Below are 13,452 nucleotides of genomic sequence, written 5' to 3'. Positions count from 1 at the left end.
CTGTGTCGGACGGTCATGCCTACGCGGTGTCACGATGCAGGCACATTCCGCAGGCAAGCGATCAACCGCGATGCCGCACCCCTGAAAGCATCAAGCCCCCACACGGGTGACGCCGTAATGGTACAAGTCGTCTTCTTTCACAAGAGCATCGAGTTCATCCGCAAACTTCATTCGTATATCGGAGGGCAGGAAAGTAGCCAAGTTCAGAAAGGCCCAGTACATCGACTTGTTGTCGGTATCACGCAATCGAGCCTTGAAGATCTTAGGCGCTCTAGGACTGTCGACCGTCGGCCTGCGCCAAAGCCGCGCGTGATGTGCCACTAGGTTACGAAGGTAGGCCAAGGACTTGATCTGGGTTTCGAAGACCCTGGCACTAATGCCGAGGTCATTCGCTACTTCTCGCCACACCGGCTCTTCTCTATCGGTGTCACAACACATGATGAAATGGCCCAGAAGACCCAGGCTGAAGCTGTCGATGACGGCCCATAGAGGTAAGACACTCGCAAGCTCAACACACAGCTCATGACTTGCCTTTTCATATGACTTGGGCACCGCTACGCCACTCACCTCTGCGATCTCTCGTAGACGGTCCTTCACGTAGGGCTCGTCATGGCGAAAGATATGCATGAGAACGTTCTGCACGATGAGGTTCGCACTGCCCGGCTCAGTCTCCCGGAACTGCCTGGGTGAGAGGAATGAGGCGGCTGGGTCAAACTTCTGGCAGTAATGCCGAACCGCCGACGCCCTCAATCGCCATTCAACCGCACGAAGGGCGCTGTGCAGGGCGGTCGAGACGCGCATGTCGTAATCGACGACTCGTAGGACATCGTCAGGTGCTTTCAGAGACCTTTCAATAGTTCCGCGTCCGACGAGCGCTCGATAGTTGCGCGCATAACCGAGAAAGTAGTGAAAGTTGAGATGCGCCAAACGTTGCTTGTGGTCTTCGGAGATCGTGCCGCGACTGAAGTACTCACGCTCATATAGATAATCCACCTGTTGTTCGAGCGTGAGGAAAGGAGGAACGATCACGTAATAAGTCCTGACAAAAGAGGACCCCCGCAGGGTGCATCACCGATACGGTGAGAGGCAGCGGGGGGACTATTAGTCTTTACGATAGTCGCGCACGAGCCACGTGTCAAAGTAACCTCACAGCGGCCAGTGAACCACGCGCAATGACGCACGCAGGTCGCGGCGCACCGATTCCAGACCGAAGATTTCAGACCGAGCGTGGTTCAGGCGCGGCGGCGGGCGAGCACGTCGTCGATGCTCGCAACCCCAGCACCGGAGTCGGTGCCGGTGGCCTTGAAGCGGATCGCGGTGCGGCCGTGGGACAGCGGGCCGGACTCAGCGTCCTCGTCGCGGGCAGCGTCCTGGAGCTCGGGCCGGTAGCCGAGTTCGGCAGCGAACATCTCTGCCAGGGATTCCTTCGACTGCGGTTCGAGGGTGAAGGAGGTGGCATCGGCAACGACCGGCCCAGGCTGATCGCGTTCGACGACCGGGGCATCGACGTAGGTCGGCTTCGGCAGCGGGCTGGGCTTCCAGCCGGTGGCCTGCAGACGCTGGGCGAAGGGATCGGTGCCCACCGTCTCTGCGGGCTCGCCCTCGGCAGCGGCCTCGGCCTCAACCTCGACCTCAGACTCGGCGGCCTCGGTTTCGGCGGCCTCACCGGCGGCTGCGGTGTCCTTTTCCTTCGCCGGCTTCGGCCCGAAGCTCAGCGACAGGGCGGCCTCAGTGGTGCGGGAGACGATGACGGTCGTGTCGTGCTCGGTGTTCGAGTCCTCATCGTCCTGCACGGCCTCGGCAACCTGGACCCTGCCCGATGTGTCAGCCGGCGCCTCGGTTTCGGCGGCCTCGGCCGGTGCTGGAGCTGGTGCTGGCGTCGGGGCTGCAGCGGTCGCCGGCTCGGCGGCGGTGTCGTCTGCGGTCGTCTTCTCGGCAGCCGGGGTCTCGTCGATGTCGAGGATGTGGCGCGGGAAGCGGCGGGCCTGTGAGCTGGCCGGCACCGAGGCGGGCTGGCTGGGCTCGGAGCTGTCGAGGACCTCGGCGGCGTGGGCGCGGCGCGCGGAGACGACCTCAGCGGTGCGGCGCTGCTGGGCCGGTTGCGAGGCCCGGCGTTCCGTGCCGCGTGCAGGTTCGTAGCTGCGTGCCGTGTGTGCGGCCGGTGCGGCTGCCTCACGGCGCAGGGTGCGCACACGCTTGTTGAGTGAGCCGACGAGCACGACGGAGCCGGCTGCGATGAGTGCCGTCAGCAGGGGCACCGCCCACGGCACGACGCTGAAGGCGGCGAGCACGGCGGTGACGAGGGTGGCGGCGAGCATGCCGAGGAACACCACGGAGACCATCGGGATGATCGAGCGGATGCCGGCGATCTTCTCCGCTGTCTGCCCTTCGATCGTCGAAGCCGGCCGGCGGGCCGGGTGCCCGGTGCCTGCCTGCGGTGCACCGCCTCGGGGGCGGTGGCTGCCGGTCCCCGCACCGGGGCGGGCGGCTCCCACACCGGGGCGGGCGGCTCCCGCACCGGGGCCGGCGGGTCGGCGTGCACCGGTGGCGGCCTGCGTGCGGGCGGTGTCGTGGTGACGACGCAGGTGAGCTGGCATGGGAGCCGGGCGGCCACGGTGCGTCGGGGAAGATCCGGCGTCGGGTGTGTTCGTCATCATGGCATCCAGGTGGTTGTCGGGGCGGCGGTCGCGCAGCGTCGTCGTCTGCGCGGAGGTGTGCAGCTGTGTCAGTGCAAGGGACTGGCCGGCAGCCAGCGGCAGCTCGATGTACTCGGCCTCCGCAGTCTCAGCCTCTGCGGCCTCAGCTTCTGCGGTTTCGGCTTCGACGGCGGTGTCTTCGGCTCCGCCGTCGATGACGGACAGCGCCGGGGCGGGGCGGCGCAGGCTCAGCTGCGCAGGTTCGGTCACGACCTCGACACCCGGCGGCGGGGCGTAGCGGGAGGCGGGGGTGGAGGCGGTGAAGAGCTCAGGGCGGGCCGGCTCCTCAGTGCACGGTTCGGCGGCCGGGAGCTGGCAGATCTCAGCGGTTTCGGGCACCTCGCTGAGCTCGCGCTGTGCCACTGCGCGATCCGTTCGCCGCAGGATTGCCGGCAACGTGAACGCGAAGAGCACGACGAGTGCGATGAGTACCGTGATGCTTGCCTCCACACGACAACTGTATGGCCGCAGCGACTGTCACGATCGGATCACGGCGGGTGTGTCGAGAAACTGCCCCTCAGGGGTCCGGCCGGTTCTCCGCGCGGGTGCGCCGCCAGTAGTCGAGCAGCCCGAAGGGGACGTCTTCGCGCAGCAGCGCGAAGCTCACGTGGTCAGCCCAGGCACCGTTGATGTGCATATAGCGTTCGCGACGTCCCTCATAGCGGAAGCCGAGCTTCTCGACCACGCGCAGGCTGGCGGCGTTCTCCGGGCGGATGTTGATCTCCATCCGGTGCAGCCCCAGCGTGGTGAAGCAGTAGTCGGTGGCCAGCGCCACAGCGGTCGGCGTGTGCCCGCGGCCGGCGAGCAGCTCGTCGAGCCAGTAGCCGAGCTGGGCGCTCATGAGCGAGCTCCACTGGAACCCGGAGACCGTGAGCTGGCCGCGCAGCCGGCCGCCGATGTCGATGACGAAGGGCAACAGCCTGCCGGTCTTCGCCTGCCGGTGGAGCAGCCGGCGCAGGTGGTGGAAGTCCGCAGGCTCCCCGCCGCGCGGGTCGGTGGCCTCCCAGGGGCTCAGCCAGGCGTGGTTGCGGGCGCGCACCTCGGCGTAGTCCTTGGCGTCGCGGCGGGTCAGCGGGCGCAGCAACAGCTCGCCCTCGCGCAGCTCAACCGGCCAGTAGGAGCTCACGGATACTGTGGGTCGTAGTCGGGGCTGCGGTTGAGCGGGACGACCTTCGGGCGCAGATCGTGGACGACAGCACCACCACCGGTGTCGTCGTCGCCGGCCTCCTCGGCGTCCTCGCGCAGTTCGTCGAGCACATCGAGGATGATCGCCCCGACCTCCTGGATGGCCGCCTGCACGCCGGTGACGTCATCGGGCAGGGTGAGCACGAGGGTGCCGCCGATCCAGCCGCAGGCCGGGGACTCGAACACCGACCGGGAGTATCCGGCATCGAGTTGGGCGCGGCGGATCGACTGGGCCAGTCCCGGCACCGAATGGTCAAGTGCCTCACCGACGTCAGCGGCGAGGTCACGGCCGCAGCCGACTCCCAGCCGTCCGACGATGATGACGAGCCGGATCTGCGCATCGACGCCCGCGAGGCCGGCGAGCCGCTCGTGCAGCGCCTCACCCACCTCGGCGGCGGTCGTCTCGACGTCGAAACCGTACTCATCGAGCATCGTCTCCGCCGCCTCGGCAGCGGCTGTCACCTTCCGGCCTGCCAGCGGGCGGGACCGGCCTGCGGCAATGACGAGCGCGCCGTAGGTCTCGGCGGCCTGGGACCCGCCGGCAGAGCTGCCGAACAGTCCGGTCATCACGGGACTCAGCTGTCGAGGCCGGCGACGTATTCGCGCAGCCAGCCGTTGAGTTCGTCTCCGAGGTCGTCGCGGCGCCCGGCGAGCGTGATGACGGCCTTGAGGTAGCTGATCTTCTCGCCGGTGTCGTAGCGGTCGCCGGAGAACACGACGCCGTAGACGCCGTTGGAGTTCGGGTCGGCGGCCAGGGTCTGCAGCGCGTCGGTCAGCTGGATCTCGTTGCCGCGTCCGGGCGGGGTGTTGCGCAGGACGGGGAAGATCTCCGGGGCCAGCACGTAGCGGCCGATGATCGCCAGGTTGCTCGGTGCCTCGGGCGGGTCGGGTTTCTCGACCAGGCCGGTGATGCGCACCGCGCCGTCGATGTCGACGTTCTCGACGGCCGCGCAGCCGTAGAGGCCGACGTCTTCGTGCGGGACCTCCATGAGGGCGACGACGCTGCCGCCGGTGGCCTGCTGGACGGCGATCATCGATTCGAGGATCGGGTTCGATTCGTCAATGAGGTCATCGCCGAGCAGCACTGCGAAGGGTTCGTTGCCGACGTGCAGTTCGCCCTTGAGCACTGCGTGGCCGAGGCCGAGCGGATCGCCCTGGCGGACGTAGTGGATGTCGGCGAGTTCCGAGGAGTGCTGGACGGCGGCGAGCTTCTTCGTATCGCCCTTCTTCTCCAGGGCGCGCTCGAGTCCGTCGACGCGGTCGAAGTGGTCCTCCAGCGGGCGCTTGTTGCGCCCGGTGATCATGAGAATGTCGTTGAGACCAGCATGCACGGCCTCCTCGACGACGTACTGGATGGCCGGCTTGTCGACAACCGGCAGCATCTCCTTCGGGGTGGCCTTCGTCGCCGGCAGGAAGCGGGTGCCCAGCCCGGCCACGGGGATGACGGCCTTGCTCACAGCTGCGTTGCTATTCTCAGTCATATGCTCAGTGTACGCATAGGAGTGAGGGCAGTGACCGACACCTCGAACGCGGCCGCCAAAGCCGCGCTGCGCACCCGCATCCGCGCTGGTCGCCGCACCCGTGACGGGGCCGCGGCAGCCTTCGCCGAGGTGCTGGCCGGCTGTGTGCCCGGCGAAGGTGCGATCCTCGCCTACGCCGCCCTGGCCGGCGAGCCGAACCTCGATGCGCTCCTGGATGACCTGCGTGTCCGCGGCCGGACGGTCTACCTGCCGGTCACCACCCCGGGGCAGCCGCTGTGCTTCGGCCGGCTGGACACTGCGATGGAACGCCTGCCCCGGGTGGGCAGGTGGCAGATCCGCGAACCCGAGCCGGTGCTCACCGCGCCCGAGGCGGTGGCCGGCACCGCCGATCACCCGCCGGTGGGCGTCGTGTTCGTGCCGGGATTGGCCTTCAGCCCGGATGGCGCCCGGCTGGGCAACGGGGCCGGGTTCTACGATCGGACCTTCGGACCGCAGGGGCAGGTGCCCGCGGCCTCGGCGGCGGTGGACGTCATCGGCGTCTGCTACGCAGACGAAGTGCTGTCAGAGGTCAGGCGTGAGGAGTGGGATCTTGCGGTCTCGGCGATCGCGACCGAAACCGGCCTGCACCCGGTGACCGGAGGCGCCGGCGCGAGCGCATGCGAGTAGGGCTATACTTCTTGACGGATTTCCGCCCGTGAGAGAGGTCTGCTGTGCCCACCTACGCCTACCGCTGCACCGAGTGCTCCAACGCCTTCGACATCCATCAGGCGTTCACCGATGATGCGCTCACCGAATGCCCGCAGTGCCACGGACGGCTGCGGAAGGTCTTCGGCTCGATCGGGGTGAGCTTCAAGGGCTCGGGCTTCTACCGCAACGACCACGGCGCGACTGCCGGCAACGGGTCGGCCAGCAACGGCTCGGCGGGCTCGGCCGGTGGCGATTCCGGATCTTCCTCAGCTTCGTCTGCTGACTCCTCAGCTTCGTCTGCGGATTCCTCAGCTTCGTCCTCCAGCAGTGCGGCCAGCACAGCCTCAGCCGGTGCATCGAGCAGCACCGCCTCGTCGAAGACGGCAGCGACCTCCGCGTCATGACCACCGGTCGGGGTCCTGGTTGCCTGGGTATCTGCACTGGTCAGCGCGGCTGACATCCCCAGATGCGGTTGTGGATGGGAGGCAGATCGCTGTCCACAGCCTGCGCTGAGCTGCCTGCCGGGGTGTGCGCGCCGGTCAGACTCAGCGCATGGTCCTCTCGCTTCTCACACGCCTCACCCGGCAGCCAGCCAGCTCCCGCGAACCTCAAGCGAGTACCGCCTCGGCGGCGGTGCACGCCCGCACAGCTCTGAGGCGCCGCCGGATCCTCGGGGCGGCCGCACTGGCGGTGGCGACGATGCTGGCGGTGTGGCTGCTCATTCCACGCACCGGCGGCACGCACGTGCTCGTGGCCAGCGGGCCGATCAGCGCCGGAACCGAGCTGACCGCAGCCGATGTGTCGCTCAAACGCTTCCCACCGGACCTCGTACCCGAGGGCGCGCTGACCGACACTGCGACCGTCGTCGGGGCGACAGCGACCGCCGAGGTGGCGGCCGGGGCGGTCATCACCGAGCACACGATTCTCACCCCGCGCACTGAGCCGCTGCCCGAGGGCATGGTCGCCCTGCCGGTGGAGGTCGGCGACGCCGCGGCCGCACAGGTGCTGCGCGCAGGACACCATGTGCGGGTCTTCGCTGCCGGCACCGGCAGCGAACCTGCCGGAGACGACGGCGACCCGATGACCGGACTGCGGCGCGGCCCGGCAATCGTCGAGGACGCAGTCGTCGAGTCGATTCAACAGGCAGACGCCGGCAGCTCACCGCTCGATCGCTCGACAGTCGTGGTGCTCAGGGTGCACTCGGACGAGGCGGCAGCACTCGCCGATATCGCCGGCAGCGCGCTGAGCTTCGCGGTGCTCAACTGACCGGTTTCCAAGACTTTGTGCTGATGACAGGCCTGCAATCCGCCGCTCATATGAGCGGTCGGGTTATGATCGGAAGGTACATAGGGCAGCTGATGAGCGCGTCTTCGCGGTCAGGCTGCCGGGTCTGGAAAGGACATGACTATGCTCAAGGGCTTCAGAGACTTCATTCTGCGCGGCAACGTCATCGAACTGGCGACCGCAGTCATCATCGGCGGTGCCTTCACGGCCATTGTCACCGCGATCTCCGACAAGATCATCAACCCGCTCATCGCCGCCATCGGCTCGCCCGAGTCACCTGCACTGTCGTTCTACCTGCGTGAAGGCGTGGAAGCGACAAAGGTTGACATCGGTGCGGTCATCACCGCCCTCATCAACTTCCTCATCGTCGCAGCCGTCGTCTACTTCGTCATCATCATGCCGATGAACAAGATCAACGAGCTGCGCAAGCGCGGCGCCCCGGAAGAAGAGGTTCCCCCGACCAGCGAGGAGCTGCTCGCCGAGATCCGCGACCTCATCGCCCAGGGCCAGCAGAACGTCGTCGCCGACCAGCGGTTCGTCGAAGGCGCCTCCGGCACACCCGGTGTGCCCGGCGGAGCCCAGGACATGCCGAACTCGGCAGGCGAAGGCGACCCGCGCCACTGACACGCCACCGCGCACACGCCTCGGCGTGTGACTGACCGGAAGGGCCGGGAGGATCAGCGCGATCCTCCGGGCCCTTTCGCGTGTCCCGGCCCGCCTCTGACATGCTCGGCTGTCATCGTCGGGTGCGCCCGGCTACTCTTGACGCCATGACCGACGAGCAGCTCCCGCTCTCCCATCACCGCCGTGCGCCCGAGACCGAGGCACCGGCCGCGGACCCGCAGAACCGCGCTGAGGCACCCCCGGCCCAGCCGCAGTCGTTCAAAGACCTCGCTCCGTGGGAGGGCGAGGCCACAGTCGTCGACAAACTCCTGCTCGTCGGCGTGTTCGGCGTGCCGCTGTTCTACCTCGCGCTGCTGCCCTTCCGCCCGCAGCTCATCGCCAGCCATCCGGTGCTGCTGGAGTTCCTCACCGGCGCGAAGTCCGCAATCGTCGGGGCCGGCGCCTACGCCGGGATCGGCGAACTGCCGCTGACCCTCGTGTTCATCGCCGGCCTGGTCGGCATGGCCAAGTTCGACTGGATGTTCTGGCTGGCCGGCCGCCGCTGGGGTGACGGCGCAGTCAACCTCTTCGCCCAGTCCGAACGCCAACGCAGGCGCTTCCGGCAGCTGAAGAACCTGCCGGCCTGGCTGCTGTTCATCTTCGTCTTCATCTCCCGGGTGCCCGGCATCCCCGGCACCATCGTGTGGCTGGTCGCTGGCTACAGCCGGATGACGCTGCCGCTGTTCCTCACCGCCCAGATCTCCGGAGCCGCAGTCATGACTGCGGTCTGGACGGCATTGGGTTACAGCCTCGGGCAGGCCGCCGTCGACGTCATCCAGGTCATCGACCGCTACGCGATGTGGATCTCCCTGTCGATCATCGTCGGCATCGTCGTGTGGTCGACGGCTAAGAGCGTGCGCGCCGAATCCAAGCGCGCCACGGCAGCCGATGGCGCGGAGGACTCCACAGCTGGGGATCAGCGCTGAGTGTGCCGGGTCCCCTGCCGCCGGTGGACCCCGGGCAGTAACCTGAACGGGTGCGGCGGGGGTACGTCCGGTGCGGCCAGGTGCTCGACGGCCCGCTGGACACCCCCTTCGGCCGGCCGCCACTAGACTGGCCGGCATGTCGATCGTTCCCACACGCGACGAGATCACCGCCGCGCATTCGCTCATCAGCAGCCGAATCCGCCGCACCCCGCTGCTCGACATCACTCTGCCCGACGGCACGCCTGTCACACTCAAGCTCGAGCTCTTCCAGCACACCGGCAGCTTCAAGCCCCGCGGTGCTTTCACCGGCGCGCTCACCGCCGCTGAGCCGCCGAAGACCCTGGTGGCCGCCTCTGGCGGCAATCATGGTCTGGCTGTCGCGCACGCCGCCTCCCAGCTCGGCATCCCGGCACGCATCTTCGTCCCCTCAACCGCCCCTAAGGCGAAGGTCTCCCGGCTTCAGGCGATGGGCGCTGAGGTCACCGTCATCGGTGATGTCTATGCTGATGCGTTCGCCGCCAGCCAGGAGGCCGCCGCGCAGCCGGGTGCACTGGCCCTGCACGCCTACGACTCCCCGGCCACCGTCACCGGCCAGGGCACCCTCGGTGCGGAACTCGACACTCAGCTGCGCAGCCGCGCCGGTGAGCAGGGCCGCACCGCGGCCGAGGCGGAGGTTCCGACGGTGCTCGTGGCCACCGGCGGCGGTGGTCTCGTCGGCGGGATCTCCGCCTGGTTCGGCTCCGCCGCACACGTCGTGCCGGTCGAACCGGAAACCTGCGCTGCCCTGCACACGGCGCTGCAGGACGGCGAACGCACACCGATCACTCCCAATGGGGTGGCTGCCGATTCGCTCGGGGCGAGCACGGTCGGTGAGATCTGCTTCGCGGTCGCCTGCCGCAACGCGCTGCAGCCGGTGCTTGTCACCGATGCTGCGATCTGTGAAGCCCGCACGTGGCTGTGGCGCCAGACCCGCATCGCAGCCGAACCCGGTGGGGGTGCGGCACTGGCCGCGCTGCTCTCAGGTGCCTACCAGCCGGCACCAGGTGAGCAGGTCACCGTCATCGTCTGCGGTGCGAACGCTGACCCGTCTGACCTGCCCCTAGACTGAGGCAGTGGCTCTCAAGGATCTGCTCGCTGACACCCGGCCGCTGCGCACGCCGACGTTCAGGCGGCTGTGGTCGGCGAACATCGTCACCGTCATCGGTGCACAGGTCACGATCGTCGCCATCCCCGCCCAGCTGTATGCGCTGACCGGGCAGTCGAGCTATGTCGGTCTGGCCGGTCTGTTCGGGCTCATCCCGCTGGTGATCTTCGGCCTCTACGGCGGTGCCCTGGCTGATGTCATGGACCGGCGGATCCTCATGCTCGGCTCCGGTTGCGGCCTGGTGGCGGCCAGCTTCGGACTGTTCCTGCTCTCGGCTCTCGGGTCGACGAATGTGTGGCTGCTGTTGAGCGTCTATGCGATCCAGCAGATGTTCTTCGCGCTCAATCAGCCGGCCCGCAGCGCGATCCTTCCGGCGATCCTGCCCGGTGACCAGCTGCCGGCAGCCAATGCGCTCAACATGACGCTCATGACCTTCGGCGCAGTCGTCGGCCCGCTGGTCGGCGGGATGCTCATCCCGGTCATCGGCTTCTCCCTCCTCTACCTCTTCGATGCCTTAGCGCTGCTCGTGTCTGTGTGGGCGATCTGGCGGCTGCCGTCCCTGCCGCCGCAGCGCGCAGGCGAGGCGGCAGGCGCAGTCAGGCGCCGTGCGGGCGTGCGCAGCGTCGTCGACGGCTTCGCTTATCTCATCACCGCCCCGGTTCTGCTCATGAGCTTCGTCGTCGACATCATCGCGATGGTCTTCGGGATGCCGCGGGCGCTGTTCCCGCAGATCGCCCACGAGACGTTCGGCGGCCCCGGCTCCGGCGGGTTCGTCTTCGCTCTGCTCTCCGCCGCGATCCCCTTCGGAGCGCTGCTCGGCGGGATCTTCTCCGGTTGGGTCTCTCGCGTCAACCGGCAGGGCCGAGCGGTCGTCATCTGCATCCTCGTATGGGGTGCGGCGATGACCGGCTTCGGGCTGGTCCTGCCAGCGGCCGGGAACTGGTGGATGTTCGCCCTCATCGGCGCCGTCGTATTCCTGGCCATCGGCGGTGTCGCCGATGTCGTCTCGGCCGCCTTCCGCATGACGATCCTGCAGCAGGCCGCCGACGATGCGGTCCGCGGACGACTGCAGGGCGTCTTCATCGTCGTGGTCGCCGGTGGCCCGCGCATCGCTGATGTGCTGCACGGCTACGTCGCCACCGGTATCGGCACCACCTGGGCGACCGCCGGCGGAGGCGTGCTCGTCATCATCGGCGTGCTCATCGCTGCGGCAGCCGCCCCGAGCTTCACGCGCTACCGCGTCCGCTAGGCCTGCTGGGCGGCGGCGAACGGCAGCACGGCAGCTGCGCCTGCCTGCAGCAGTTGGCGGGCGAGGACCGTCATCGTCCAGCGGGAGACGATGAGCGCATCGACGAGCAGCACCGTCTTCCCGTTCACGGCAGCGGCCTGCTCGTCTGTCAGCCGGAACGCACCGGCGAGGTTCCTGACCCGGAACGCAGAGTTGACGTCAGGGGACCCGGGGTCGCGCAGCAGCTCGAACTCACCGATATCCTGCATCTGTCCGACCGCAGCGAGCCCGGCTGCCAGGGAACGGGTGAAGACCGGCCGCAGCGTATTCGGCACCGAGACCACCACCTCGGGCCGGGACTGCCAGTCCCAGTCGGCCAGCACCGTCACCGCAGCCTGGCCGATCGCCTCGGGCACCGGTGCGTCGACCTGCCCGGCGCTGAAGGTCTCGGCCAGGCGCTGACCGATCCCCAGGTCGGTGAGCCGGGCGATGACCCGTCCCTCGGCCGGCCGCTGCGCCGGGGCGATCTTGCCGCGCAGTTCGATGCCGAGACGGTCCAGGCCGGTCGGCCACTGGGCGCGCGGGGTAACCGGCAGTCCGACGCCTGCCAGCTGGCTGCCGGCAGACTGCAGACCGGAGTCGCTGACCTCGGTGGAGAACCACGAGCCGGCACAGTTGTCGCACCGACCGCAGTCACCGGTCGTGTCGTCATCAAGCTGGGCGGTCAGATATCGCATCCGGCACATCTGCGTGCGCTCGTACTCTCGCATCGCGTCGGCCTCATGGGTGCGTGTGGCTGCGACCGCGGCGTAGCGCTGGGCGTCGTAGGTCCAGCCGGCCCCGGTGGTGACGAATCCGCCGCGCACTCGGTCGACGGCCCCGTCGACCTGCAGGATCTTGAGCAGCAGCTCGAGCCTCGCCCGCTTCTCCCCCACGACGGTCTCGAGCGCCGGAATCGACATCGGCTCCTCGGCGCTGAGGTTGGCGAGCACCGCGGCGGCGGTCTCCTCGTCGGGCATCGATGCGGTGGCGAAGTACTCCCATATCCGCTCGTCCTCCGGCCCGGGCATGAGCAGCACATCAGCTGATTCGGTTGCACGCCCGGCGCGGCCGACCTGCTGGTAGTACGCCACTGGTGAGGACGGGGCGCCGAAGTGGATGACGAACCCCAGATCCGGCTTGTCGAAGCCCATCCCCAGCGCCGAGGTTGCCACGAGCGCCTTGACCTCATTTGCCTTGAGCGCAGCCTCCATGCCGGCCCGCTCATCGGCGTCCGAGGCTCCGGTATAGGCGGCGACATTCCAGCCGGCCTGCGTGAGCGCCCGCGCAGCATCCTGGGCGGCGGCGACGGTGAGCGTGTAGATGATGCCCGAGCCGATGAACTCGCCCAGGTGCTCGCACAGCCAGGCGAGCCGGCGAGCCGGTTCGGACTTCTCCATCACGCCCAGGCGCAGGGAGTCGCGGGCGAGCTGACCGCGGATGACCAGCGCATCGTGGCCGAGCTGCTCAGCGACATCGTCGACGACCCGCGAGTTCGCTGTCGCGGTTGTCGCCAGCACCGGAATCGCCTCGGGCAGCTCAGCGAGAATCGAGCCGATGCGCCGGTAGTCGGGCCTGAAGTCGTGCCCCCAGTCGGAGATGCAGTGGGCTTCGTCGATGACGACCATCCCAAGATCGGCCATGAGCCCAGGCAGCACCTCGGAGCGGAAGGACGGGTTGGCCAGCCGTTCGGGAGAGATGAGCAGCACGTCGACAGCACCGGCGGCCAGGTCGGTGCGCACCTGGTCCCACGCCTCGGCGTTGGACGAATTCATCGTCATCGCGCGCACGCCGGCGCGTTCGGCGGCTGCGACCTGGTCGCGCATGAGTGCCAGCAGCGGGGAGATGATGAGTGAGGGCCCGCGGCCGGCCCGGCGCAGCAGGGTCGCGGCGACGAAGTAGACAGCTGATTTGCCCCAGCCGGTGCGCTGAACGACGAGTGCGCGCCGGTGCTGGGCGACCAGCGCTGCGATCGCCTCGAACTGGCCGGGATGGAACTGCGCGTCAGCCCGGCCGGTGAGCTCGCGCAGCACCTCCAGGGCGGCCGCGTGCAGCTGCGGGTCGGGGGCCGCCGCCGAGGCAGGAGCCGGCTGGGGTGCAGATGCGTCAGTGCTCATGT

13 protein-coding genes are annotated in these 13,452 nt (G+C 68.3%); 7 read left to right on the top strand and 6 right to left on the bottom strand.

Going from position 1 to position 13,452, the window contains the following annotated elements; translation table 11 throughout:
* Window positions 1-90: 90 nt before the first annotated feature.
* From M3B11_RS06005 to galU, 5 genes are all read right to left on the bottom strand, one after another.
* Window positions 91-1,029, bottom strand: coding sequence for an Abi family protein (locus M3B11_RS06005; RefSeq protein WP_259875825.1), 939 nt, complete (start codon window positions 1,027-1,029; stop codon window positions 91-93).
* A 203-nt stretch (window positions 1,030-1,232) separates the two neighbouring features.
* Window positions 1,233-3,146, bottom strand: a complete 1,914-nt coding sequence (locus M3B11_RS06000; protein ID WP_259875824.1) for a hypothetical protein — start codon at window positions 3,144-3,146, stop codon at window positions 1,233-1,235.
* 67 nt (window positions 3,147-3,213) lie between these two features.
* On the bottom strand, window positions 3,214-3,822 hold the full coding sequence (locus tag M3B11_RS05995) for a GNAT family N-acetyltransferase (RefSeq protein WP_259875823.1): 609 nt from the start codon (window positions 3,820-3,822) through the stop codon (window positions 3,214-3,216).
* A complete protein-coding gene (locus M3B11_RS05990) occupies window positions 3,819-4,448 on the bottom strand; it encodes a hypothetical protein (protein WP_259875822.1) in 630 nt (209 codons plus the stop codon). The genes M3B11_RS05995 and M3B11_RS05990 overlap by 4 nt, the downstream gene beginning before the upstream one ends.
* 8 nt (window positions 4,449-4,456) lie before the next feature.
* Window positions 4,457-5,362 carry a UTP--glucose-1-phosphate uridylyltransferase GalU gene (gene galU / locus M3B11_RS05985; protein ID WP_259875821.1) on the bottom strand — a complete coding sequence of 302 codons (906 nt, stop codon included), beginning with the start codon at window positions 5,360-5,362 and terminating at the stop codon, window positions 4,457-4,459.
* Window positions 5,363-5,392: 30 nt separating this feature from the next.
* Between galU and M3B11_RS05980 the strand changes: the two genes are divergently transcribed.
* The 7 genes from M3B11_RS05980 (at window position 5,393) to M3B11_RS05950 (ending at window position 11,315) form a co-directional block, all read left to right on the top strand.
* Entirely contained in the window at window positions 5,393-6,028 is a 636-nt protein-coding gene (locus M3B11_RS05980; protein WP_259875820.1) for a 5-formyltetrahydrofolate cyclo-ligase, read from the top strand.
* Window positions 6,029-6,072: 44 nt separating this feature from the next.
* Window positions 6,073-6,453 (top strand): FmdB family zinc ribbon protein, encoded by a 381-nt coding sequence (locus tag M3B11_RS05975; RefSeq protein ID WP_259875819.1) that lies wholly within the window; start codon window positions 6,073-6,075, stop codon window positions 6,451-6,453.
* A gap of 148 nt (window positions 6,454-6,601) precedes the next feature.
* Complete coding sequence (locus tag M3B11_RS05970) at window positions 6,602-7,315, top strand: SAF domain-containing protein (protein WP_259834382.1); 714 nt, start codon at window positions 6,602-6,604, stop codon at window positions 7,313-7,315.
* 141 nt (window positions 7,316-7,456) lie between these two features.
* Entirely contained in the window at window positions 7,457-7,957 is a 501-nt protein-coding gene (mscL, locus tag M3B11_RS05965) for a large conductance mechanosensitive channel protein MscL (RefSeq protein ID WP_259875828.1), read from the top strand.
* A gap of 146 nt (window positions 7,958-8,103) precedes the next feature.
* The gene (locus M3B11_RS05960) at window positions 8,104-8,922 is read left to right on the top strand and encodes a DedA family protein (RefSeq protein WP_259875818.1); all 819 of its coding nucleotides are present in this window, start codon (window positions 8,104-8,106) and stop codon (window positions 8,920-8,922) included.
* 136 nt (window positions 8,923-9,058) lie between these two features.
* Window positions 9,059-10,030, top strand: coding sequence for a serine/threonine dehydratase (locus tag M3B11_RS05955; RefSeq protein ID WP_259875817.1), 972 nt, complete (start codon window positions 9,059-9,061; stop codon window positions 10,028-10,030).
* Between the two features lie 4 nt (window positions 10,031-10,034).
* Complete coding sequence (locus tag M3B11_RS05950; RefSeq protein WP_259875816.1) at window positions 10,035-11,315, top strand: MFS transporter; 1,281 nt, start codon at window positions 10,035-10,037, stop codon at window positions 11,313-11,315.
* On the opposite strand, the gene M3B11_RS05945 is transcribed toward M3B11_RS05950, so the two are convergent.
* Window positions 11,312-13,450 (bottom strand): RecQ family ATP-dependent DNA helicase, encoded by a 2,139-nt coding sequence (locus M3B11_RS05945; protein ID WP_259875815.1) that lies wholly within the window; start codon window positions 13,448-13,450, stop codon window positions 11,312-11,314. The genes M3B11_RS05950 and M3B11_RS05945 overlap by 4 nt on opposite strands.
* Between the last annotated feature and the right edge of the window lie 2 nt (window positions 13,451-13,452).

The sequence above is a fragment of the Brevibacterium sp. p3-SID960 genome (assembly GCF_025144725.1).
GTDB lineage: Bacteria > Actinomycetota > Actinomycetes > Actinomycetales > Brevibacteriaceae > Brevibacterium.
This window is presented reverse-complemented; position numbering and strand designations above follow the sequence as displayed.